The organism is Paenibacillus glycanilyticus (genome assembly GCF_051200795.1).
Classification (GTDB): domain Bacteria; phylum Bacillota; class Bacilli; order Paenibacillales; family Paenibacillaceae; genus Pristimantibacillus; species Pristimantibacillus glycanilyticus.
Genome location: NZ_CP195155.1, coordinates 975,866 through 1,000,090 on the forward strand (window position 1 = coordinate 975,866; position 24,225 = coordinate 1,000,090).

The 24,225-nt window shown below is 53.6% G+C and carries 22 protein-coding genes; 20 read left to right on the top strand and 2 right to left on the bottom strand.

Annotated features, from left to right (window positions below; genetic code table 11):
* Nucleotides 1-92: 92 nt before the first annotated feature.
* The 16 genes from purE (at nt 93) to ACR9FF_RS04495 (ending at nt 17,867) form a co-directional block, all read left to right on the top strand.
* A complete protein-coding gene (gene purE / locus ACR9FF_RS04420) occupies nt 93-578 on the top strand; it encodes a 5-(carboxyamino)imidazole ribonucleotide mutase (RefSeq protein WP_435169298.1) in 486 nt (161 codons plus the stop codon).
* On the top strand, nt 575-1,741 hold the full coding sequence (gene purK, locus ACR9FF_RS04425) for a 5-(carboxyamino)imidazole ribonucleotide synthase (protein WP_435169300.1): 1,167 nt from the start codon (nt 575-577) through the stop codon (nt 1,739-1,741). Before purE ends, purK begins: the two co-directional genes overlap by 4 nt.
* A 7-nt stretch (nt 1,742-1,748) precedes the next feature.
* Nucleotides 1,749-3,044: an adenylosuccinate lyase gene (gene purB / locus ACR9FF_RS04430; RefSeq protein WP_116394136.1), complete on the top strand. Its 1,296-nt coding sequence runs from the start codon at nt 1,749-1,751 to the stop codon at nt 3,042-3,044.
* A gap of 21 nt (nt 3,045-3,065) precedes the next feature.
* Nucleotides 3,066-3,965, top strand: a complete 900-nt coding sequence (locus ACR9FF_RS04435) for a phosphoribosylaminoimidazolesuccinocarboxamide synthase (protein ID WP_435169302.1) — start codon at nt 3,066-3,068, stop codon at nt 3,963-3,965.
* A gap of 351 nt (nt 3,966-4,316) precedes the next feature.
* Nucleotides 4,317-4,559: a phosphoribosylformylglycinamidine synthase subunit PurS gene (gene purS / locus ACR9FF_RS04440; protein WP_435169304.1), complete on the top strand. Its 243-nt coding sequence runs from the start codon at nt 4,317-4,319 to the stop codon at nt 4,557-4,559.
* A gap of 3 nt (nt 4,560-4,562) precedes the next feature.
* Nucleotides 4,563-5,258 carry a phosphoribosylformylglycinamidine synthase subunit PurQ gene (gene purQ / locus ACR9FF_RS04445; protein WP_116394138.1) on the top strand — a complete coding sequence of 232 codons (696 nt, stop codon included), beginning with the start codon at nt 4,563-4,565 and terminating at the stop codon, nt 5,256-5,258.
* Entirely contained in the window at nt 5,236-7,479 is a 2,244-nt protein-coding gene (gene purL, locus ACR9FF_RS04450; RefSeq protein ID WP_435169307.1) for a phosphoribosylformylglycinamidine synthase subunit PurL, read from the top strand. The genes purQ and purL overlap by 23 nt, the downstream gene beginning before the upstream one ends.
* Nucleotides 7,464-8,942, top strand: a complete 1,479-nt coding sequence (gene purF / locus ACR9FF_RS04455) for an amidophosphoribosyltransferase (protein ID WP_116394140.1) — start codon at nt 7,464-7,466, stop codon at nt 8,940-8,942. Before purL ends, purF begins: the two co-directional genes overlap by 16 nt.
* A 24-nt stretch (nt 8,943-8,966) precedes the next feature.
* A complete protein-coding gene (gene purM / locus ACR9FF_RS04460) occupies nt 8,967-10,010 on the top strand; it encodes a phosphoribosylformylglycinamidine cyclo-ligase (RefSeq protein ID WP_127496239.1) in 1,044 nt (347 codons plus the stop codon).
* Nucleotides 10,010-10,621 (top strand): phosphoribosylglycinamide formyltransferase, encoded by a 612-nt coding sequence (purN, locus tag ACR9FF_RS04465; protein WP_127496238.1) that lies wholly within the window; start codon nt 10,010-10,012, stop codon nt 10,619-10,621. The genes purM and purN overlap by 1 nt, the downstream gene beginning before the upstream one ends.
* 35 nt (nt 10,622-10,656) lie before the next feature.
* Nucleotides 10,657-12,207 (top strand): bifunctional phosphoribosylaminoimidazolecarboxamide formyltransferase/IMP cyclohydrolase, encoded by a 1,551-nt coding sequence (purH, locus tag ACR9FF_RS04470; protein ID WP_116394143.1) that lies wholly within the window; start codon nt 10,657-10,659, stop codon nt 12,205-12,207.
* Between the two features lie 129 nt (nt 12,208-12,336).
* Entirely contained in the window at nt 12,337-13,605 is a 1,269-nt protein-coding gene (gene purD / locus ACR9FF_RS04475; RefSeq protein WP_435169310.1) for a phosphoribosylamine--glycine ligase, read from the top strand.
* 421 nt (nt 13,606-14,026) lie between these two features.
* A complete protein-coding gene (locus ACR9FF_RS04480; protein WP_127496236.1) occupies nt 14,027-14,845 on the top strand; it encodes an alpha/beta hydrolase in 819 nt (272 codons plus the stop codon).
* Nucleotides 14,846-14,929: 84 nt separating this feature from the next.
* Nucleotides 14,930-16,000, top strand: a complete 1,071-nt coding sequence (locus ACR9FF_RS04485) for a DUF3048 domain-containing protein (RefSeq protein WP_435169313.1) — start codon at nt 14,930-14,932, stop codon at nt 15,998-16,000.
* A 230-nt stretch (nt 16,001-16,230) separates the two neighbouring features.
* The gene (locus tag ACR9FF_RS04490; protein ID WP_116394147.1) at nt 16,231-16,842 is read left to right on the top strand and encodes a DUF47 domain-containing protein; all 612 of its coding nucleotides are present in this window, start codon (nt 16,231-16,233) and stop codon (nt 16,840-16,842) included.
* 29 nt (nt 16,843-16,871) lie between these two features.
* On the top strand, nt 16,872-17,867 hold the full coding sequence (locus ACR9FF_RS04495) for an inorganic phosphate transporter (protein ID WP_116394148.1): 996 nt from the start codon (nt 16,872-16,874) through the stop codon (nt 17,865-17,867).
* Between the two features lie 59 nt (nt 17,868-17,926).
* On the opposite strand, the gene ACR9FF_RS04500 is transcribed toward ACR9FF_RS04495, so the two are convergent.
* Nucleotides 17,927-19,270 (bottom strand): lytic polysaccharide monooxygenase, encoded by a 1,344-nt coding sequence (locus ACR9FF_RS04500; RefSeq protein ID WP_435169315.1) that lies wholly within the window; start codon nt 19,268-19,270, stop codon nt 17,927-17,929.
* Nucleotides 19,271-19,662: 392 nt separating this feature from the next.
* Entirely contained in the window at nt 19,663-20,232 is a 570-nt protein-coding gene (locus ACR9FF_RS04505; protein ID WP_162862772.1) for a hypothetical protein, read from the bottom strand.
* Nucleotides 20,233-20,573: 341 nt separating this feature from the next.
* On the opposite strand from ACR9FF_RS04505, the gene ACR9FF_RS04510 reads away from it, so the two are divergent.
* The 4 genes from ACR9FF_RS04510 to rlmD all read left to right on the top strand — a co-directional run bounded on the left by ACR9FF_RS04510 (nt 20,574) and on the right by rlmD (nt 24,216).
* Nucleotides 20,574-20,864 (top strand): YerC/YecD family TrpR-related protein, encoded by a 291-nt coding sequence (locus ACR9FF_RS04510; RefSeq protein ID WP_015842506.1) that lies wholly within the window; start codon nt 20,574-20,576, stop codon nt 20,862-20,864.
* Between the two features lie 4 nt (nt 20,865-20,868).
* On the top strand, nt 20,869-21,642 hold the full coding sequence (locus tag ACR9FF_RS04515) for a sirohydrochlorin chelatase (protein WP_435169318.1): 774 nt from the start codon (nt 20,869-20,871) through the stop codon (nt 21,640-21,642).
* Between the two features lie 35 nt (nt 21,643-21,677).
* On the top strand, nt 21,678-22,592 hold the full coding sequence (locus tag ACR9FF_RS04520; RefSeq protein WP_127496231.1) for a diacylglycerol kinase: 915 nt from the start codon (nt 21,678-21,680) through the stop codon (nt 22,590-22,592).
* A gap of 115 nt (nt 22,593-22,707) precedes the next feature.
* Nucleotides 22,708-24,216, top strand: coding sequence for a 23S rRNA (uracil(1939)-C(5))-methyltransferase RlmD (gene rlmD, locus ACR9FF_RS04525; RefSeq protein WP_373312761.1), 1,509 nt, complete (start codon nt 22,708-22,710; stop codon nt 24,214-24,216).
* Nucleotides 24,217-24,225: the final 9 nt, after the last annotated feature.

The following is a 24,225-nucleotide window of genomic DNA, read 5'->3' on the forward strand; positions in this document are numbered from 1 at the left end:
CCGGCAGCATCCATAGAAAGTATGGTTGCGGCGCGGGATTTTTACGTTTCGCGGGATATACACAATTTATAGATGAAGGAAGGTTTGAACGCATGTCTGCGAAAGTAGGCGTCATCATGGGCAGCAAGTCGGATTGGGATACAATGAAACTTGCCTGCGACGTGTTAGAAGAGCTGCAAATTCCTTACGAGAAAAAGGTTGTTTCCGCTCACCGGACACCGGATTTAATGTTCGAATATGCGGAGACGGCTGCAGAACGCGGTCTTAAAGTAATCATCGCGGGTGCCGGCGGTGCCGCGCATTTGCCGGGCATGGTTGCTGCGAAGACGATTCTGCCGGTAATCGGCGTGCCAGTCAAATCCTCGAATCTGAGCGGTCTTGATTCGCTCCTGTCGATCGTGCAGATGCCAGGCGGCATTCCGGTTGCGACGGTAGCCATCGGCAATGCCGGCGGTACAAATGCCGGACTGCTGGCCGCTCAAATGCTCGGTGCTTTCGATCCTGATGTACAAGCCCGGGTGGAAGCGCGGCGCGAGCGGATCAAGCAGGAAGTGCTGGAAAGCAGTGAGACATTATGATGACGGAAGATAACAAGCGAACGCTTCTGCCGGGCAGCACCATTGGCGTGCTGGGCGGCGGACAGCTTGGCCGGATGATGGCGCTCGCAGGCAGCGCGATAGGTTACCGCTTCGTAGCGCTTGACCCGACAGCCGATGCGCCTTGCGGACAAGTAGCGGACCAGATCGTCGCTGCTTACAACGACCGCGAAGCGGCCCGCGAGCTGGCGCGCCGGGCGGATGTCATTACGTACGAGTTCGAGAATGTCGATGCCGATGTGGCGGCGATGCTCATGTCGGAATCGTACGTGCCGCAGGGCAGCGAGCTGCTCTATACGACGCAGCACCGGCTTCGCGAGAAGCGTGCGATCGAAGCGGCGGGCGTACGGGTTGCCCCGTACAGCGAAATCCGGAGCAGCGAAGAGCTGCGAGCCGCAGCTGAAAAATTTGGACTTCCATGCGTGCTGAAGACGGCAATGGGCGGTTATGACGGCAAAGGGCAATGGGTGATTCGGAGCTTTGACGAGATCGAAGAAGCGTATGAGACGTTAAGCCGTGCCGGCGTAGAGCTAGTGCTGGAGCAATTCATTAAGTTTGACAAAGAATTATCCGTTATTGCGGCAAGAAGTCCTCAAGGCGAGATAAAAGCGTTCCCCGCTGCGGAAAATATTCATGTCGAGAATATTTTGCATCTGTCGATCGTTCCGGCACGCATTGCGGAGAGCGTTCAGCAGGAAGCGGAGAAGCTGGCGGTCAAGATCGCTGAAGGGCTTGGCGTAGTTGGCCTGATCGCCGTAGAGCTGTTCCTGACGGCCGATGGCGAGCTGTTCGTTAACGAGCTGGCACCGCGCCCTCATAACAGCGGCCACTATACGATGGAAGCTTGCCGGACCTCGCAGTTCGAACAGCATGTTCGCGCGGTATGCAATTTGCCGCTGGGCGATACGGAGCTGCTTACGCCGGTTGTTATGGTGAACGTCCTTGGTCAGCATGTAGAGCCACTGCTTGCGCGGATGGCGAAGCATGATGAAGCGGCGGCAAGATTAAACGTTGCTCCGAAGGTTCATCTGTATGGCAAGAAGGACGCCGTATTCAAACGGAAAATGGGCCATGTAAACGTGCTTGCCGGCGATGTGCAGCAGGCGCTTGATTGGATAGAAGAGACAACTATTTGGAAGGTGTGAACGGTACATGTTAGAGCGTTACAGCAGACCGGAAATGAGAGCAATTTGGACGGAGCAGAATAAATTCCAGGCATGGCTTGAGGTTGAGCTTTGCTCCTGCGAGGCTTGGGTTGAGCTTGGCGTTATTCCGGCAGAAGACGTAGAAGCGCTTCGCAAAGCGGCTACTTTCAATATCGACCGCATTTACGAAATCGAGCAAGAAACCCGCCATGACGTAATCGCGTTCACTCGCGCGGTATCCGAGACGGTTGGTCCGGAACGCAAATGGGTTCACTACGGCCTGACTTCGACTGACGTTGTCGATACGGCAAATGGCTACCTGCTTCTTCAAGCAAACGCGATTCTCAAAAAAGACATCGAGCGTTTCATCTCGATTCTTCGCGAGAAAGCGATCCAATACAAAGATACGCCTATGATGGGCCGTACGCATGGCGTGCACGCCGAGCCAACAACGTTTGGCCTGAAAATGGCGCTGTGGCATGAAGAAATGAAACGCAACCTCGAGCGCTTCGAGCATGCCGCAAACGGCGTTCAATTCGGTAAAATTTCCGGTGCTGTCGGTACTTACGCGAACATCGATCCGTTCGTTGAAGAGTTTGTTTGCAAAAAGCTCGGCATTAGCCCGGCTCCAATCTCGACGCAAACGCTGCAGCGTGACCGTCACGCTGAATACATGGCGACACTGGCGCTTGTTGCAACATCGCTTGATAAATTCGCTACGGAAATCCGCGCTTTGCAGAAGAGCGAATTCCGTGAAGTGGAAGAAGCTTTCGCAAAAGGCCAAAAAGGCTCTTCCGCAATGCCTCACAAACGCAACCCGATCGGCTGCGAGAACATCTCCGGCTTGTCCCGCGTCATCCGCGGCCACATGCTGACCGCTTACGAGAACGTACCGCTGTGGCATGAGCGCGACATCAGCCACTCGTCTGCGGAACGCGTTATTTTGCCGGATGCAACGATGCTTCTGAACTACATGCTGAACCGTCTGGGCAACATCATTCAGAACCTGACCGTGTTCCCTGAAAATATGAAGAAAAACATGCAGCGCACATTTGGCGTTCCGTTCTCCGGCCGCGTCATGACAAAGCTGATCGACAAAGGCCTCAGCCGCGAGCAAGCTTACGACACGGTACAGCCGCGCGCGATGCAGGCGTGGGAAGAGCAGCGCCAATTCCGCGACATCATCGAGTCGACACCTGAGATCACAAGCCTTCTGTCGGCTGAAGAGATCGAAGATGCTTTCAATCCGGCTTGGCACCTGAAGCATGTGAATACTATCTTTACGCGTCTTGGCTTGAACTAAAGGGCAAGGGGGATTCGAGGAATGACTGCACAATCGCAAGCTTTATCCACGGCGGCGGACTACATCAAAGCTCCGCTGCTGTATAAAGGCAAGGTTCGTGAGCTTTACGACCTTGGCGAGCATTACCTGATCGTCGTGACAGACCGCATCTCGGCATTCGACTATGTACTGGATCCGGCTGTTCCGCAAAAGGGCAACGTGCTGAACCGCCTGTCGGCTTTCTGGTTCGAGCAAACGGCCGATATCCAAACGAACCATGTCGTACACACGGACGTCGAGAAGCTTGGGGATATCGTTACGGCGCCCGAGCTTCTGAAGGACCGGATCATGGTGACGAAAAAAGCGGAGCGTATCGACATTGAATGCGTCGTTCGCGGCTATATCACCGGCGGCGGCTGGAGACAATACCAGCAAACGTCCGCGATCAACGGCATCGAGCTTCCGGAAGGCATGCGCAAAAACGAACGCTTTCCTCAGCCGATCTTTACGCCGGCAGCGAAAAACGACGTTGGCCACGACGAGGATATCCCGTTCGAGCGGATGCAGGAGATGGTTGGCGCTGAGCTTGCTGAAGAGCTTAAGGGCCGCAGCATCAAGCTGTACGAATTCGCTCACGACTATTGCGCGAAGCATGGCATTATCCTTGCCGACTGCAAATTCGAATTCGGACTGATCGACGGCAAAGTCATTCTGATCGACGAGATTTTTACCCCGGATTCCTCGCGTTTCTGGGCGGAGAGCAACTACGCTTACGATATCGAGATCGACAGCATGGACAAAGAACCGGTCCGTACTTACCTTCTCGGTTCCGAATGGGATCGAGACAGCAAACCGGCTCCTCTTCCCGAATCCGTCGTAAACGAAACAACCAATCGTTACCTCGACATTTACAGCCGTTTAACCGGCCGTTCGCTGGTATAGATCGAAATTATATAGGTTTTTGAATTTATATATTGTTCTTAGACTTTTTTGTTCTTAGATGATATTTAAGGTCTGGCGTTAAGCACGATAGTGCGCTAACGCCCCAGCTGCTGTACACACGACTACCCGGGAGGGTGTTGGGAGTCCGGCAGCCGGGAGTGAGGGAGCAAGGGTGTCTGTTGGAGAGCGACAGCGCTCGCCTTTGAAATTCGGAAAATATCCGCTGAGCAGATTAAATGAAATTTTCCGATTTCAACAGCGACGTAGACAGACACCCTTGCGACCGAGCGACCCGAGCTGCCGAGCACGCACCACATACGACCGGAAAAACCATTTTCAGGAGGCCCTACTATGAAAGCAAAAGTCTACGTCACGATTAAAGAAAATGTACTCGACCCGCAAGGTCAAGCCGTTCAAGGCTCGCTGCACACGATGGGCTTCGCGGAAGTTGATAAAGTCCGCATCGGTAAATACCTGGAGCTTCAGCTCGAAACAAGCGACCGCGCGGAAGCGGAAGCACGCGTGAAAGTCATGTGCGAAAAGCTGCTGGCAAACACGGTAGTCGAAGATTTCCGTTTTGAATTGGAGGGATAATCGATGAAGTTTGCGGTTCTCGTATTCCCCGGCTCCAACTGTGACATTGACTGCTTCAAAGCGGTAGAAGATACAATCGGCCAAGAGGTTGATTACGTATGGCATACGGCGACTGACCTTTCCGGTTATGACGCGATTCTTGTACCGGGCGGCTTCTCCTACGGCGACTACCTGCGCTGCGGCGCAATGGCTAGTTTTGCTCCGGTCATGAATGAAGTTGTAAAAGCAGCAGAGCAAGGCAAGTTTATCCTTGGTATCTGTAACGGTTTCCAAATCCTGACCGAAGCTAACCTTCTGCCAGGCGCACTGATTCGCAACACAGGTCTTAAATTCCGTTGTCAGCAGCAGCTGCTTGAAGTGGTAAACAACGGAACAGCATTTACGAACCAATACTCGCAGGGCGAGATTATCGATATTCCGATTGCGCATGGCGAAGGCAATTACTATTGCGATGACGCAACGCTGGCTGAGCTGAAAGCGAACAACCAGATCGTATTCCGTTATGCAGGCGACACGAACCCGAACGGTTCGGTAGAGAACATTGCGGGCATCAGCAACAAGAAGGGCAATGTCGTGGGCATGATGCCTCACCCGGAGCGCGCGGTTGACCAAATCCTCGGCTCGGAAGACGGCAAACGGATGTTTACATCGATTTTGAATGCATGGAGGGAACAACATGGCGCAGCAATTAACGGCTAAGGAACCGACGCCTGAACAAATCGTCGAGCAAAAGATCTATCAACAATTCGGTGTATCGGATTACGAATTTGAGCTTATCTGCGGCTTCCTCGGCCGTACACCTAACTATACGGAAATCGGCGTATTCAGCGTTATGTGGTCCGAGCATTGCGCGTACAAGAACTCCAAGCCAATCCTGAAGAAATTCCCGATTACAGGCCCTCGCGTCCTGATGGGACCGGGCGAAGGCGCGGGTATCGTGGATATCGGCGACAACCAAGCGGTTGTATTCAAAATCGAATCGCATAACCATCCGTCCGCGGTTGAGCCTTACCAAGGCGCCGCAACGGGCGTAGGCGGCATTATCCGCGACATTTTCTCGATGGGCGCCCGCCCTGTAGCTTTGCTGAACTCGCTTCGTTTCGGCAAGCTGGAAAATGACCGCGTGAAATATCTGTTCGAGAACGTCGTAAGCGGCATTGCCGGCTACGGCAACTGTATCGGTATCCCAACCGTTGCGGGCGAAGTCATGTTCGACGAGAGCTACGAAGGCAACCCGCTCGTTAACGCGATGTGCGTTGGTCTTATCGATCATGACAAAATCCAGCGCGGCGTGGCAAAAGGCGTTGGCAACCCGGTATTCTACGTTGGTCCGGCAACGGGCCGCGACGGCATCCATGGTGCAACTTTCGCATCGGTTGAGCTGTCCGAAGAATCCGAAGAAAAACGTACCGCGGTGCAAGTCGGCGATCCGTTCATGGAGAAGCTCGTTATGGAGTCTACGCTTGAGCTGATCAACTCCGGCATCGTACTCGGTATTCAAGATATGGGCGCAGCGGGCCTCACTTGCTCGAGCGCAGAGATGGCTTCCAAAGCCGGCAACGGCCTGGAGCTGTACCTGGATGAAGTTCCGCAGCGCGAAACAGGCATGACGCCTTACGAAATGATGCTGTCGGAATCGCAAGAACGCATGCTGTTCGTTGTTGAGCCTCAGCATGAAGCGCAAGCGCAAGAAATTTTTGACCGTTGGGGCGTTATCTGCAAGAAAGTCGGAAAAGTTACCGACGACGGCCGTCTCCGCCTGTTCCACCAAGGCGAGCAAGTTGCCGACATGCCGGTTAAAGCTCTCGTTGACGAGTGCCCGGTATACAACAAGCCATCTTCCGAGCCTGCTTACTACCGCGAGAACGCAAGCGTGGATGCAGCTGCTTTCGAAGAAATTACCGACCTTAACGGTGCTCTTGAAAAAGTACTCGCTTCGCCGACTGTGGCAAGCAAAGAGTGGGTATATAACCAATATGACTACATGGTTCGTACGTCGACGGCCGTTCAACCAGGCTCCGACGCGGCAGTGGTTACGATTCGCGGCACCCGCAAAGGTCTTGCGATGACGACGGACTGCAATGGACGTTACGTATATCTTGATCCTGAAGTAGGCGGCCAGATCGCCGTAGCGGAAGCTGCCCGCAACATCGTGTGCTCCGGCGCAGAACCGCTTGCGATTACGGACAACCTGAACTTCGGCAGCCCGGAGAAGCCGGAAGTATTCTGGCAGATCGAGAAAGCTGCAGACGGCATGTCCGAAGCTTGCCGCGTGCTTGATACGCCGGTAATCGGCGGCAACGTCAGCTTGTACAACGAGAACGCAAAAGGCGCGATCTATCCTACTCCGGTAATCGGCATGGTTGGTCTCGTGCATGATGTGGATCACATCACAACTCAAGGCTTCAAAAAAGAAGGCGACGTTATTATCCTTGTCGGCGAGACGAAAGCGGAGCTTGGCGGCAGCGAGCTGCTCTACGCTCTGAACGGCTCGGCGGCAGGTCGTCCGCCGCAAATCGATCTGGCAACGGAGAAGACAACGCTGAACGCTATTCTGACAGCGATCCAAGGCGGTCTGGTAGCTTCGGCGCATGACCTGTCCGAAGGCGGTCTGGCGGTCGCGCTGGCTGAATCCGCAATTAGCGGCGGCATTGGCGCAGAAGTAAACGTAGCAACGGATCTTCGTCCGGATCACCTATTGTTCAGCGAATCGCAATCCCGTATTCTGCTTTCGGCAACGCCTGAGAAAGCAGCGGCATTGCAAGCGCATCTGAACGGGCAAGGCGTAGTGAATGCGGCAATCGGCACTGTCAAAGGCAGCAGCCTGACCATCAACGTAAACGGCAAATCCGGCGTAAACGCACCGGTACAACAACTGGAGAAGGTCTGGAAGGATGCGATTCCATGTCTGATGAAATAAAACAGCTGAAGCTGTGGACGGGAAATCATTATAACGAAGGCATTGGCCGTGACGATATTTTTGATAAACTGCGCGAGGAGTGCGGCGTGTTCGGGGTCTTTAACGTCCCGAACGCGTCCTCCCTCAGCTATTACGGCCTTCACGCCCTGCAGCACCGCGGCGAAGAGAGCGCGGGAATCTGCGCTGTGGATACGGAGAACGGCAGCCGTTTTGCCTACCACCGCGGCATGGGACTTGTGAAGGAAGTATTCGATAAAGAGCGGATTGAGTCGCTTCCCGGCAACCGCGCTATCGGCCACGTTCGTTATTCGACCGCTGGCGAGAGCAAGCTGGCGAATGCGCAGCCGCTTATTTTCCGTTATCGGGACGGAGATCTGGCAGTCGCAACAAACGGCAACATCGTTAATGCGCCTGAGATCCGCAAAGAGCTCGAGAGCCAAGGCTCGATCTTCCAGACTTCCAGCGATACCGAAGTTATTGCCCACTTGATCGCTCGTTCTCCTAAGAGCTTCGAGGAAGCGGCAAAGGATGCCCTGCAGCGCATTATCGGGGGCTTTGCATTCCTGATCATGACCAATGACAAGCTGCTGGTAGCTTCCGACCCTAACGGTCTTCGTCCGCTCGTAATGGGCAAATTGGGTGACGGATACGTCTTCTCTTCCGAATCCTGCGCATTCGAATCGATCGGTGCCGAGTACGTCCGCGACGTGCAGCCTGGCGAGCTCTTGTACCTTGATGCTGACGGCATGCGCGAGGACCGTTACGCGGAAGTGGAACGCCGGGCAACCTGCGCAATGGAGTACATCTATTTTGCCCGTCCGGACAGCGATATTAATACGATCAACATCCACTCCGCGCGTAAGCGGATGGGTAAACAGCTTGCGATGGAGTCCTTCGTGGATGCGGATATCGTAACCGGCGTGCCGGATTCGAGTATTTCGGCGGCAATCGGTTATGCCGAGCAAACGGGTATTCCATACGAGCTTGGATTAATCAAGAACAAATACACGGGCCGTACTTTTATTCAGCCTTCTCAGGAGCTTCGCGAGCAGGGCGTTAAGATGAAGCTGTCCGCCGTGCGCAAAGTCGTGGAAGGCAAACGCGTCGTTATGATCGACGACTCGATCGTACGCGGCACGACTTCCCGCCGGATCGTGAACATGCTTCGCGAAGCTGGCGCGACGGAAGTGCATGTGCGGATTACATCGCCGCCATTCAAGAACCCTTGCTACTACGGTATCGATACGCCGGACCGCAAGGAGCTGGTTGCTTCTTCGAGAACGGTGCAGGAAATGTGCGAAATGATCAATGCGGACTCTTTATCTTTCCTTAGTCAAGAAGGCTTTATCGATTCGGTAGGCGGCAATGACGGCGCGTACAACCGCGGCATGTGCCTCGCTTGCTTCGATAACGATTATCCAACGCCGGTAAACGAAGAGTCGGATAAGAGCTGCAGCTGTTAATAGTATAAAAAGGGGTTGACTGGTGTGTCAGAAGCGTACAAAAAAGCCGGTGTCGATATTGCGGCCGGCAATGAAGCAGTCGAACGGATGAAGAAGCATGTTAAGAAAACGTTCCGCCCGGAGGTACTGACGGATCTCGGCGGTTTTGGCGGATTGTTCGGCCTTAACAAGGACAAATACGAGGAGCCTGTACTCGTATCGGGGACGGACGGCGTCGGCACGAAGCTGAAGCTGGCGTTCTTGATGGATAAGCATGACACGATTGGCGTTGACGCGGTTGCGATGTGCGTAAACGATATTATCGTACAAGGCGCCGAGCCTCTCTTCTTCCTCGATTATCTGGCATGCGGTAAAGTCGTTCCGGAAAAAATCGAAGCGGTAGTCAAAGGCATCTCCGACGGCTGCGTGCAAGCAGGCTGCGCCCTGATCGGCGGCGAAACAGCCGAAATGCCAGGCATGTACCAAGGCGACGAGTATGATATTGCCGGCTTTACGGTTGGCGTAGTGGATAAGAAGAAAATTATCGACGGCACGACAATCGCTCCAGGCGACGTTGTACTCGGATTCGCATCGAGCGGCATCCACAGCAACGGCTACTCGCTGGTACGCCGTCTTCTTCTCGAAGAGTGCGGTTACGCACTGGACCAGCGCCTGCCTGAGCTGAACGATGAGGTTCTTGGCGACGTATTGATCGAGCCAACCCGCATCTATGTGAAATCGGCTTTGAAGCTGATCGAGCAAGTAAATGTAAAGGGCATGGCGCACATTACGGGCGGCGGCTTTATCGAGAATATCCCGCGCGTTCTTCCGGAAGGCGTAAACGTCAATATCGAATACGGTTCGTGGCCGATTCTGCCTGTCTTCCAGCTTATGCAGGACAAAGGCGCAATCACCAACCGCGATATGTTCACAACCTTTAATATGGGCATCGGGTTAGTCGTAGTGGTTCCAGCAGATCAAGCGGAGAAAGCCCTTCAAGTGGCGACTGAGCTTGGCGAAAAAGCATACCGAATCGGAACTGTAACGGAAGGCAGCCGCGTAGTTACGTTCACGGGAGCGGACGTTTAATGGGAACACTCCGAATAGCCGTCTTCGCGTCAGGGCAAGGAACGAACTTCCAAGCCCTGGCCGATGCGGTGCGGCAAGGAAGGCTCGATGCAACCATCGAGCTTCTTGTTTGTGATAAGCCTGCTGCTCCGGTTGTGGAGCGGGCTCGCATGGCCGGGATTGATACCTTCCTCTTTGTGCCGAAGGAATACCCTTCCCGCGAAGCATACGAAACCGAAATTTTGGAGGAACTTCAGCGCCGCGGCATCGAGCTGGTTGTCCTTGCGGGTTATATGCGCATTATTACTTCCGTGCTCGTTGAGCCCTATTACGGCAGAATGATTAATATCCATCCGGCTTTGCTGCCTTCTTTCCCCGGCGTAAACGGGATTGGACAAGCGCTGGAATACGGCGTGAAGGTGACGGGCATTACCGTTCATTATGTGGACGGGGGAATGGACAGCGGGCCGATTATCGCGCAAAGCGTTGTTGAAGTGCAAAGCGGCGACACGGAGGACACGCTAGGCGAGCGGATTCACGCAGCCGAGCAGCAATTGCTGCCCCGGGTTGTGCAGTCCATTGCGGAGGGACGCGTAACTCTGGAAGATCGTATCGTTACGGTTAAACTTTAAATATATAAGTACCTATTTTGAGGAGGCAATATCGCGTGGCAATTCGTAGAGCGTTAATTAGTGTATCGGACAAGACTGGCATTGTTGAATTTTCTCGTGAGCTGGCAGCTCAAGGCGTGCAAATCATCTCGACTGGCGGTACGTTTAATCTGCTGGAGAAGGAAGGCATTCCGGTTATCGGCATTTCCGACGTAACAGGCTTCCCGGAAATTTTGGACGGCCGCGTTAAAACCCTTCATCCTGCGGTTCACAGCGGGCTTCTCGCGATCCGCGACAATGAAGAGCATCAAAAGGTTATGCAGGAGCTTGGCCTGGACTACATCGACCTTGTGGTTGTTAACCTGTATCCGTTCAAGCAAACCATCGCAAACCCTAACGTGGAATATGAGGACGCAATCGAGAACATCGATATCGGCGGTCCTACTATGCTTCGTTCGGCCGCGAAAAACCATGCATTCGTAACGGTAGTTGTGGACGCTAACGATTATGCTGGAGTTATCGAAGAGATTAAAGCCGGCGGCGACACCACGCTGGAAACGCGCAAACGCCTGACGGCAAAAGTATTCCGTCACACAGCAGCCTACGATGCGCTGATCGCGGACTACCTGACGAAGCAAGTTGGCGAAGAGCTGCCTGAGTCTTACACGGTTACTTACGAGAAAGTGCAGGATCTGCGTTACGGCGAGAACCCGCATCAGAAAGCGGCGTTCTACAGCAAACCGCTTGCTCCTGTCGGCAACATCACAACGGCTGAGCAGCTGCACGGCAAAGAATTGTCCTACAACAACATTAACGACGCGAACGCGGCGCTTGCGATCGTCAAGGAATTCGACGAGCCAGCCTGCGTAGCCGTGAAGCATATGAATCCATGCGGCGTTGGCATTGGCGCAGACATCCATGAAGCCTACCAAAAAGCATACGCGGCCGACCCTACTTCGATCTTCGGCGGCATCGTTGCGGCGAATCGTACGATCGGCGCGGAAACAGCCGAGCTGCTGAGCCAAATCTTCCTCGAAATCATCATTGCGCCGGACTTCACGCCTGAAGCGCTGGAAGTGCTGACGAAGAAGAAAAATATCCGTCTTCTGAAGCTGGGCGAGCTGGCCGGTTCCGCGGCTGAGCGCAAATCCGACTGGCTGTCGACAACGGTTGACGGCGGCTTGCTTGTCCAAGAGAGCGACGTTCGCAGCCTGACCGAAGCGGACCTGCAGTTCGTTACGAACCGCAAGCCGACGGAAGAAGAACTGAAGCAATTGCTGTTCGGATGGAAAGTCGTGAAGCATGTGAAATCGAACGCGATTTTGCTGGCGAAAAACAACATGACCATCGGCGTAGGCGCAGGTCAAATGAACCGCGTAGGCGCAGCGCGTATTGCCATTGAGCAAGCGGGCGAGCAAGCTGCGGGAGCGGTACTCGCTTCCGATGCGTTCTTCCCAATGGGCGATACGGTTGAGCTGGCCGCCAAACACGGCATCACCGCAATCATCCAAACCGGCGGCTCGATCAAGGACGAAGAGTCGATCGCCGCAGCGAATGCGCATAACATCGCGATGGTGATGACGGGCGTTCGCCATTTCAAACACTAGGATAAGCAAAGCTTAAGGTAGCGGAGCTTCTTGTCGCAGCGTGCACGGGTAAGGCATGCGGCGGCAGGACTGCTTCGCTATTAGGCATTTATATTCGCTCACTATCATATCAGGGGGTATATCGAAGCAATGAGAATTTTAGTTGTTGGCGGCGGCGGACGTGAGCATGCGATTGTCTGGGCGCTGAAGAAAAGCGAGAAGGTCAAGGAAGTGTTTTGCGCGCCGGGCAATGCGGGGATTGCGCAAATTGCCGATTGCGTGCCGATTGCGGTTAACCAATTCGACGAGCTTGTGAAGTTTGCGAAGGATGCGGCGATTGACCTCGTCTTTATCGGTCCGGACGATCCGCTGGCGGCGGGTATCGTAGATGCGTTCGAAGCGCATAACATTCCGGTATACGGTCCGAACAAAGCGGCAGCCGAAATTGAAGGCAGCAAAATCTTCATGAAGGATCTGCTCCGCAAATACAACATTCCTACAGCGAAATACGAGACGTTCACGAGCTACGAGCCGGCTCTAACTTATTTGCGCGAGCAATCCGTTCCAATCGTGATCAAGGCGGACGGCCTTGCAGCAGGCAAAGGCGTAACGGTTGCGTATTCCATGGAGGAAGCGGAGAAAGCGTTGAAGGAAGCGATGGTCGACAAGGTGTTTGGCGAAGCCGGCAACCAGATCGTTATCGAGGAATTCCTGGAAGGCCAAGAGATGTCCATCCTTGCTTTTGTAGACGGCGAGACGGTTAAAGCGATGGTACCGGCGCAAGACCATAAGCCGGTATACGATAACGACAAAGGCCCGAACACGGGCGGCATGGGTACCTATACGCCTCTGCCTCATATCGATCAGGCCATCATCGAAGAGTCCATCGAGAACATCATCAAGCCAACGGCGAAAGCGATGGTGAGCGAAGGACGTCCGTTCCGCGGCGTATTGTTCGCCGGTCTGATGATTACGAAGGACGGTCCCAAAACGATCGAATTCAACGCGCGTATGGGCGACCCTGAGACGCAAGTCGTTCTGCCGCGCCTGAAGACCGAGCTGGTTGACGTCGTTCTGGCGTCCCTGAACGGTCGCCTGGACCAGCTGGAGCTGGAATGGAGCGACGAAGCGGCTGTTTGCGTTATCGTTGCATCGGAAGGCTATCCGGCTTCGTATCCGAAAGGCCGCGAGATTACCGGCCTTGATGCGGCTGAAGCGCAAGGCGCGCTCGTGTTCCATGCGGGAACGGCGGAGAAAGACGGCAAGATCGTAACGAGCGGCGGACGCGTGCTTGGCGTTGTAGGCCGCGGCCGCGACATTGCGGAAGCGCGTGGCCGCGCTTACGAAGCGGTTAGCGTTATTCATTTCGACGGCATGCACAGCCGTACCGATATTGCGGCAAAAGCGCTGAAGGGCTAAGCTCTTCGGACGGCAAAAAGACCTTCTTCCAGCCAACGGGGCGGAAGAAGGTCTTTTTTTCTTAAGACCGGTTACTCCTTGTAGAACAACAGGCTGCGTTCAAGGATGATATATACGACGGCAACCACGATGCCGGCGAGCAATAGAACCGTCAGCCAATGGTCCGTTAGCCAGGATATCCACATCGGCATAGGAATCATCTCCTTGGTTGGACATTAATGTACTGATTATAGATTGAGCAAGGAGCCGCACAACTATTCCTCCCGAAGAGCATTTTATAGTGGTGAACCCTCATCATTCGGACAGAATAACGGTATTGACACCATCCTCGTAAGGATGATAATATGAACCCAATACAATTCATAGTAATCGGGTAGGAATTATAGATAATAAGAATGGAACCGCAGGAGGACTTATCGTTATGGAGAAACAATTATTGCTGCGTCATGAAGAGCTCGAGCTTACCGCTACGCTTCATTATCCGAGCGATCATCAGAAAGACAATGCCAAGAAGCAGGCCATTATTATATGCCACGGCTTTATCGGAAGCCGCGTCGGGGTTGACCGGTTGTTCGTTAAGACGGCAAGAGCGCTGGCGGCGCAAGGCTCTTACGTGATCCGGTTTGATTACGGCGGCTGCGGCGAGAGCAACGGGGATTACGGAGCGCTTGGCTTTGAAAGCATGATTGACCAGACCCGCACGGTGATTGATTACATTGCCGGCATGGATTGCGTGGACCCAAGACGAATCGTTCTGCTTGGCCACAGCCTTGGCGGCGCGGTTGCGCTTATGACGGCGGTACGGGATAAACGCGTGAAGCGTCTTGTTATGTGGTCTCCGGTTGCGTATCCGTTTAATGATATTGTCCGGATCGTCGGACGCGCAGGTTATGACGAGGCGGTTCAGAAGGGCAGCACGGACTATGCGGGCTTTACGCTTCAGCCGGTATTTTTCGAATCGCTGCTGCAGCATCAGCCATTCCAAGCGGCAACGCGCTTTGGCGGAGAAGTACTGCTTGTCCACGGCACAAGCGATGATCTGATTCCGGTCGATTACAGCTTCCTGTACCAGAAGGTATTCTGGACGCGCAGCGACGGGTTATGCGACAAGGAGATTATCTTCCAGGCGAACCATACGTACTCCACCCGCCATCATCAGGAGGAAGCGATCCGCGTGACCTCCGAATGGCTGGAAGGGCTTGATAAGAAGCAGCAGGAATGGCATAACTGGAGTATTTAGGAAGACATGTCCCGCTTTTTATGTTTAAATGATAGTAATCGTTATATCGAACGCTATCATTCTCTACTAAAAGGCGGGGAACTTATGGGAAGTCGTTTTCGCAGGGCATGGTTGATCAGCTTAGTTATTCTACTTGTTTTCGTATCCGCTTGCAGCAGCGGTACAGGCAAAAATACGGGAGAAGCAGCACCTTCTCCGACATTATCCGAAGAGCCGGAGGCTACGCCGTCGGCTGAGCCTACGCCGGAGCTTTCTTTCACGGCTCCTCTTACGGGGCTGAAGCGGGAGACGGACGCGGCGGCGCGGCCCGTTGCGGTTATGGTCAACAATCTGAAGCCGGCGCGTCCGCAATCCGGACTTACCAATGCCGATGTGGTATGGGAAGTGCTCGCGGAAGGCGGCATTACGCGGCTGGTGGCGATCTTCCAAAGCACGGACAAGGGTGCCGATGCGATTGGACCAATCCGCAGCATTCGCCCGTACCTGATTGATATCGGGGAAAGCTACGGAGCTATTCTGGCTCATTCGGGAGCCAGCAATGACGCCTATGATATTTTGCAGCATCAGGATAAACCTTATCTGGACGAAATCTCGAACGCGGGTCCGTATTTCTGGCGGAGCAAGGACCGCAAGGCGCCCCATAATCTGTACTCCGAGCTGGATAAGCTTCGGGCAGGTGCCGAGAAGAAGGGGTACCGCAGCGAGGTAACGGTTCCGGCCTATACCTTTGCGGAAGAAGGCGCAACCGCTTCGGGCGCGGCAGCGTCCTCGATACAGATCAAGTTTCTGCTCAAGGACTACAAGGTCTCCTATGAGTATGACGCGGCAAGCGGCTTGTATAAACGACTCGTCAATGATGAGCCGCATACCGACCTGAATAACGGAGAGCAGCTGAGCGCGGCCAACGTGGTTGTGCTTGGCGCCAATCACAAGACGCTGGATGATGTCGGGCGGCTTTCGGTTGATCTTCATGCAGGAGGCTCGGCGTTATTGTTCCAGAAGGGCAAGGTCGTCGAATGCGAATGGGTTCGCGCGAGCGACAATATGGTGAGGCTGATGAAGGATGGCGCAGAGCTTCCGTTCGTACCGGGGAAAACGTTCTTCCAGGTCGTTCCGAATAAGCCAACTTTCGCCGAGCATGTGATTTATGGGTAAAAAAAAGACAAGTCGGACACACTCTAACTAGGTGTAGAGGGTGTCCGCAAAAAGAAATGAAGCGGTGCGTTCCTTTGCGGAACGCATCTTTTTATATTTTTTTTGCAAAAACGAAAACTTTTCATAAATCCTTTACATTCCCTTAACAAATATAAAGTAAACTGTGTTAAGATATTGTGGGCTCATTTCGAAATGATGCCTAACCATCCAGTCGGGTAAAGGGGATTACGATGTTTAAGAAAAAGGATATTTTCTTTAAGACGTTTGAAGAAATGGCGGATACACTGGTTGACGCAATCGAATATTTCGCAAACGGTGTTTCGGACCTGTCGGATGTCGCTCAGTTCGCCAAAATCATGAAAGAGCATGAGAGCAAAGGCGACCAGTACGTTCATACGATTCTGAAAGAACTGAACAAAACGTTCATTACCCCCATTGAGCGGGAAGATATAATGGCTTTAACAAGTTCGCTCGACGATGTGCTTGACGGCATCGAAGCATGCGCATCGCGCTTTGAAATGTACAACATTCAGGAAAAAGACGAGTACATAACGCTGTTTGGCGATATACTGCTTCGTTCCGCGAACCAAATCAAGAAAGCGATCTATCTCCTTACCGACAAGAAGCTGCTGGCGATCCGCGAGCCTAACATTGCGCTTAACGAGCTGGAGAACCAGGCGGATGACCTGCTGCGCGTTTGTATCAAGAGCCTGTTCACGAATGTGACTGATCCCATTGAACTGATGAAGCGGAAAGAAATATACGAAATGTTGGAGCAAACGACCGACTACTGCGAAGACGTAGCGAACACGCTGGAATCGATCATTATGCGCAACAGCTAAGCTTACACGGAGAGTAGGAGTCAATTCAAATGGATTCAATCACATTATGGATGGTTGTCATACTTGCGCTCGGTTTCGATTTTATTAACGGTTTCCACGATACGGCGAACGCGATCGCTACGACGGTATCAACCCGTGCCCTGAAACCAAGGGTTGCCATTATTATGGCGGCGTGCATGAACTTTATCGGTGCGATCACGTTTACGGGCGTTGCGAAAAAAATCGGCAGCGGCGTTGCCAATCCGGCGGATTTGTCCAATGGGGTAGAGATCGTTATCGCGGCCTTAATCTCGGCGATTGCCTGGAATCTGCTTACCTGGTGGTTCGGCATTCCATCTTCTTCCTCGCATGCCTTGATCGGCTCGCTTGCCGGCGCGGTAGCTTCGGGAGCGGGATTTGATGCCATAAACGCACACGGGTTTGTCGATATCGTTAAGGCGCTTATCTTCTCGCCGCTGATTGCTTTCACGGCCGGTTTTATTATCATGTGGATCTTAAAGCTAATCTTCGCAAGGACAAGCCCGCATCAGGTGAACAAGGGCTTCCGGTTCGGACAGATCCTGACCGCGGCATTCCAGTCGTTCTCCCATGGTACAAACGACGCCCAGAAAGCGATGGGTATCATTACGTTTGCGCTCGTGGCAGGCGGTATCCAGGATCACTTCGAGGTCCCGCTGTGGGTTAAGATGTCCGCCGCGCTTGCGATGGCTCTTGGTACATCCATTGGCGGATGGAAGATCATTAAGACGATGGGCACGAAGATCTTCAAGATCGAGCCGATTAACGGCTTTGCAGCAGACGTAGGCTCGGCGGGCGTTATCCTGTCGGCAACAATGCTCGAGCTGCCTGTCAGCACAACGCATGTTATCACCTCTTCGATTCTCGGCGTAGGCTCCGCAAAACGCTTCTCCAGCGTACGCTGGTCGCTTGCCGGGAAAATCGTTATCGCATGGTTTATTACAATTCCGATCACGGCGCTTTTTGCAGCAGGCGTGTATTGGGTAATTGATACGGTATTTATGTAAGAAGAAAATAAAAAGTGCCGGGGATGGTTCCCGGCACTTTTTATTTTCTTATTGAAGCTTTATTGCAGCTGCCACAGGGCAGGTACGTTGGAAGGCTCCCAACCGGTGAGGGAAGTATGAGCCTGAAGGCATTTATAAGTAGCTCCGTTATACGTAACGAGGGTTCCTACCGCATAAGCCGTATTTGGCGCCCAGGCAGGCGCGCCCGTAGACGCTGCCGTTGTGCCGCTGACCGTGCTGGCAGACGATTGGTTGCCGGCCGCATCGATGGCATATACGGCGAAGTTGTAGGTTGTGCTCGCCGCAAGACCTGTAACGGTATAGGATGTTGCGGTACCTGAGGTCGTTGCGACGAGCGTGGACCCGTTGTAAATTTTGTAGCCCGTAACGCCTACGTTATCGGTAGACGGACTCCACATCAGCATCATGCTGGAGGAGGTTGGAGTACCCATGATATGAAGTCCTCCCGGTGCGGTAGGTGCCGATGTATCGACGGCCGGAGGCGCCGTTGTCGTAATGCTCAGGCTGTTGCTAGCGGCTGATTCGTTGCCTGCGGCATCCACCGCTTTTACGGTAAACGTATAGGCCGTGCTTGCCGTGAGGCCGGTAACGGTATAGCTGGTGCCCGTTGCCGTTCCGGCTAGCGTAGTGCCTCTATAAATTTTGTAGCCCGTTACGCCAACGTTATCGGTCGAAGCATTCCAGGACAAGGTTACGCTTGTCGCTGCCGTAGCGGTTGCCGCAAGAGAAGCTGGGGCGGAAGGAGCCGTTGTGTCGACGGGATTCGAGCCGGTAAAGTTAACGTCGATGACGTTATAGAAAGCATTGGCCGTATCGGCTACTTCCCACACGGCGAGGATGACATGGTAGCCGCTTCGTTCGGGCACGTTGCAAGTATTGGAGTAGGAGAATGGCGGCTGCGCGCCGTTATAAGCAACGGAGCAGAATGGCGTCAGATCGAAGGAATCGCGGGTAAGCGCGGCATTGGGGTTCCAGGTCGGCTTGGTAATATAGTACTTCCAGCTTGCGGTTGAATGATTGGCCGTCAGCTTCCAGGTGAAGGTGTTTGTGCCCGAGGAAATGTTCACTTTCGACCAGCGGGTTGCGGATTGCTCATCCAGCTTGGGAAAAGCACCGTTCGCGCTTGCGATTTTGCCGTCGGCAGGTCCTGCTGCAGGGAAGCCTTTAGGGGCTTCCAGGCTTTGCGGCTCATACACGATTGCTCCGCAATCGGTGTTGGCTCCGCTTTTGCACAGCGCTGCCCGGCTGGCCGGTCCTTCCACGTAGCCATGCGAGTACGCTTTTGCCGTCGTGAACAGCATGGAGACGGCGGCAAGCACGAGAAGAGCGCAAATCGTCATGATCTTGAATGGAGTAGGCCGCGATAATCGTAATACAGTCATTATTCATACCTCCTAATAATTTGTTTATATAAACTCGGGGGGAGCTTATATCGGGCAAACAAGGATCGGGTACAATGGCTGCAGCGATAAAGTTGTATCAAAAGTTATAAGGTTATAATGATTGTAGTGGAAGTTAAGAAAATCCTCATGAGTCTTTTGGAGTAAAGTTCCAAAATTATGAAATTTATGTTCAAAATATAGCTCTGCCTGTGCAAAAACGAGTGTTGAATTTGACAACCAACGTCAGAAAGCGTTGATTCGACAATGCCGCTAGTTCTATAGTCATAGGGGAGCATGGACTAATCTTGCATAACTCGACAAACGGGCAAATAAAAAAACCACCCCGCCTGCAGCCGGAGCTGCAATCGGGGTGGTTCAGTAGGCATTGCTAATTAACGCTGCCGCTTCCGCTTGCGGCGTCTGCCGGCGGAGCCTGTTGGTTTTCTGCGGCGTTTGCGCTTCTTCGGCACAACTTCGATATCTTCGTCCGCCGCGTCGCTGCCGGAGTCCTTTTTGAAGGAGCCCAGAATGACCTTGACGAGAGGAGCCATCTGCGACACACTGGATACGACCTTTTGAACCTTGCCCACCGTGGTCAGAATGCCATCCAGTCCGCCAATCCGGTCAACAAAGCCTTTGATTTCGGTCAAGCTTGGCATGCTAAAGCCGCCGGCTTTGGCCGGTGTTGTCGTCTCCACCAATTCTGCCGCCGTAGCCGGCACGACGACGGGAAGGCTTTCCTCATGTTGTATAATAGTCTCTTCCGTCGAAAAGACAGGAGGCGCAGGTGGAATCGGGGCGCCGTCCGTACCGAAGCCAAGAGGATTCTGGAAGCTGTTAAATCCCTGACTGGTCTGGTTACGGGCATAGCCGCGCCGGTGATGGCCGCTGTGCGGTGAGTGCGGCGGATACTGGTGAGGGTTCGAATGTCCGCCCCCGCCAGGATAGTTCCGGTAATTCACGCGGATCACAACCTTTTTTCAAAGTTTATGGAACAATGTCTTCCCTACTCCGTCCGCTTCCACATGGGGGATCAGCCTGCACGCAGGTCCGGTCCCGTATGCCGTATAGGGAAGTATTCTTGGTATTAGTCTATGGTATAGGCAAACATGACGATTGGACGAATGCCCTTTTTTTATATAAATAATGCGGATATTTACCTACGGGATGCTCTTCCGTCCTGTAAAGCGTGAATACGGTAATGCTTGAAAAAACCCCCTAAAAAAGCTACAATGTGAGCATTAGACATTAATGACAATGCCTGAAATGCGCGTGTAATCACGCCCCTGAGGAGTGGATGACAATGCAGCTTAAGAAGCTGAACGATAAAGCAATCGATCAATTATTCGAAGCGATTCTTACCCTTAAATCCGTCGAGGAATGTTATATCTTTTTTGATGATCTGTGCACGGTAAACGAAATCCAGTCGCTGTCGCAGCGTCTGGAAGTTGCGCGCATGCTGGGCAAAGGCAGCACGTACAACCAAATCGAAGCAGAGACAGGCGCCAGCACGGCTACGATTTCCCGGGTTAAGCGCTGTTTGAATTATGGCAACGATGGGTATAAAATGACTTTAGAGCGTTTAGGCAGATAGTGCCATGAAGCCGGGCATTCTCGTGATAAGTCATGGTTCGAGGGAAGCAGAATGGGTTCGGCTGGTTGACGAGGCGGTCGCCGCTGCGGCAGCTTCTCCGCGCGTGCAAGGCGTGCCGGTCTATTCTTCTTTTCTCGAAATTGTTGAAGGCCGCTTGATTCAGGATGGCATAGATGCTTTGGAAGAGCAGGGAGTAACGGATTTATTCGTGCTTCCTTTGTTCCTTTCGTCCGGCAGCACGCATGTCGATGAGATCGGGCAGGCATTTGGCCTGCCGCCGGTAGCCGAGCTTGAAGGCGATCTTGGCATCTTCAGGGTTAACGCCAAGGTTCATTACGGCATGCCGATTGACGACGATCCCGATATAGCGGAGCTGCTGCTGTCGAATATTAAGCCGCTGTCCGTTCAGCCTGAAGAAGAGACGGTTATGCTTATTGCGCATGGCAGCCGGGAAAAGGTTTTCCATGAACGCTGGCAGCACGGTCTGAACCAGCTCGCGGAACGGCTTCGGAAGCTGGGCGGATTCGCTCACTCCGCTACGGCGATGCTGCTGCCCGACCAGGCGACGGATCATTTGAGAGCTTTGCAAGAAGAGCGGCCAAATGAAGCGGTAATCGTCGTTCCTTTATTTTTGAGCAAGGGTTATTTTACGAATACGGTCATTCCATCGCGGTTGAAGGGTCTGGATTACCGGTATAACGGGCAGGCTATGCTGCCTCATCCGGCTATTGAGCGTTGGCTGGAACGGCGTATGACGGCTTGGCTTCAGGACAGGTAAATGACCGTTTTTTGAAAGAAATGGTGGGTTAATCGATGAAGCGTGCAAGATTGATTTACAACCCGACATCGGGAAGAGAAGAGATGAAGCGTCGTCTCCCGGATATTTTGCAGAAGCTGGATCAGGCAGGAATCGAGACCAGCTGCCACGCAACGATTGGAGCGGGAGATGCAACGATTGCCGCGGCGGATGCAGCCGAGCGGGATTATGATCTGATTATAGCGGCAGGCGGCGACGGAACCATCTATGAGGTCATTAACGGAATGGCCAATAAGCCTAACCGGCCTCCTCTTGGCATTTTACCGCTGGGAACAACGAATGATTTCGCCCGCGCGATGGGCATCCCGAAGCATTGGGAATACGCGTGCGATCTGATTATCCAGAATTACACGCGGCCGATTGACGTCGGTCAAGCCAATGAGCGTTATTTCATCAATATCGCGGGTGGCGGCTCGCTGACCGAGCTGACCTACGATGTGCCGATCAAGCTGAAGACGATGATCGGGCAGCTGGCTTATTATTTGAAAGGCTTAGAGAAGATGACCCGCTTAAGCCCGACGGAGCTGATTATCGAAGCGGATGGGGTAGGCAAATTCCACGAGGAATTTATGCTTTTCCTGATCTGCAACAGTAATTCGGTTGGCGGCTTCGAGAAGCTGGCGCCGGATGCGAAGCCGGATGACGGGCTGTTTGACGTCGTGCTTCTCCGGAGATGCAATCTGGCCGAATTTATCCGGATCGCTACGCTGGCGCTTCGGGGCGAGCATCTGAACGACTCGCATGTGATTCATTTCCGTACGAATAAGATGAAGGTCACTTCACCAAGTTATGTGCAGATTAACCTGGATGGTGAATACGGCGGTACGCTGCCGTTTACGTTCTCGGTGCTGCCTTCGCATCTGCAGATTTTTGCCGATGAGCATGGCGAAGCTTCCTATCGCAATCGCTGATAGCAGCAATTGGAATAAACCTCTAATAGCAGGCGTGGTGCCTGTTGTTGGAGGTTTATTTCTTTATGCAGATGCATTACACTATAGGGATAATAGCATGAGGAAGCGGAGAGCAATGATGAATAGAAATCATACGCGTAATAATGCGGGTTCAAATAGAAAAAGTCATACGCAAGGCGGCCGCAAGAACGGGGGAGCGGGAAGAGCTTCTTCGCAGGCTGTCGTGGATGCGCCAGTGCAAAAAAACGATGAGGTCGTTGTCGACATCATTGGTCTGACCCATGACGGCGAGGGGGTTGGCCGGGCGGACGGCTATACCTTGTTCATTCAGGGGGCATTGCCAGGCGAGCGTGTACGGGCGAAAGTGATGAAGGTGAAAAAAGCATACGGCTACGCGCGTTTGCAAGAGCTGCTGGAGGCAAGCGCGGACCGCATTGTTCCGGTATGCGGCATTTACGACAAATGCGGCGGCTGCCAGCTCCAGCATATGGACTATGCCGCGCAGCTGAACTGGAAGCGGCAGCATGTGGTGGATGCGCTGGAGCGGATCGGGAAGCTGCGGATTGCCGGCGAAGGCGAGACGTCGTCCGGAATTATCGTTCATCCAACGGTAGGGATGAACGATCCGTGGCGCTACCGCAACAAGGCGCAGGTGCCGGTCGGGGCATCGGCGGGCGACGGCGAGCTGGTTGCAGGCTTTTACGCCAAGGGCAGCCATCGCATTATCGATACGGATGAATGCCATATCCAGCATGACCGCAACGATGAGGTTGTCCGGATTGTGAAGGCGATCGGCCGCGAGCTTGGCGTTTCGGCCTATAATGAGGAAACCGGGCAAGGGCTGCTGCGTCATGTCATGACGCGGACAGGCTTTGTAAGCGGCGAGATTATGGTCGTGCTTGTGACGAACGGACGCAAGCTGCCGCAAGCCGAGCAATGGGTGGAACGGATTCGCGCGGCGCTGCCGGAAGTAAAAAGCATTGTGCAGAACGTAAACACGCGCGATACGAATGTCATCTTTGGCGACGAGACGCGGGTGTTATGGGGCAGCGAGGTTATCTATGACGAGCTTGACGGTATCCGGTTCGCGATCTCGGCGCGTTCCTTCTATCAGGTAAATCCGGCGCAGACGGTAGAGCTCTACCGGACCGCGGTTGATTATGCGCAGCTGACGGGCAAGGAGTCCGTTATCGACGCTTATTGCGGTATCGGAACGATCTCTCTGTTCCTCGCACGGAAGGCGGGCCGAGTCTACGGCGTAGAGATTGTGCCGGAGGCGATCGAGGACGCGAAGCGTAATGCGGAGCTGAACGGTATCGGCAACGCTTCGTTCGAGGCAGGTCCGGCGGAAGTGGTCATCCCGCGATGGCGCGAAGAGGGAATTATTCCCGACGTTATCGTCGTGGACCCGCCGCGCAAGGGCTGCGACCCGGCGCTGCTGGATACGATTCTGAAGATGCAGCCGGAGCGGGTGGTATACGTCAGCTGCAATCCTTCCACGCTGGCGCGCGACTTGCGAACGCTCGAAGACGGCGGATATAAGACGGTGGAGGTTACGCCAGTCGATATGTTCCCATGGACTTCGCACGTGGAGTCTGTTGTGTGGATGAAACGAAGCATGTAACTGAAAGCT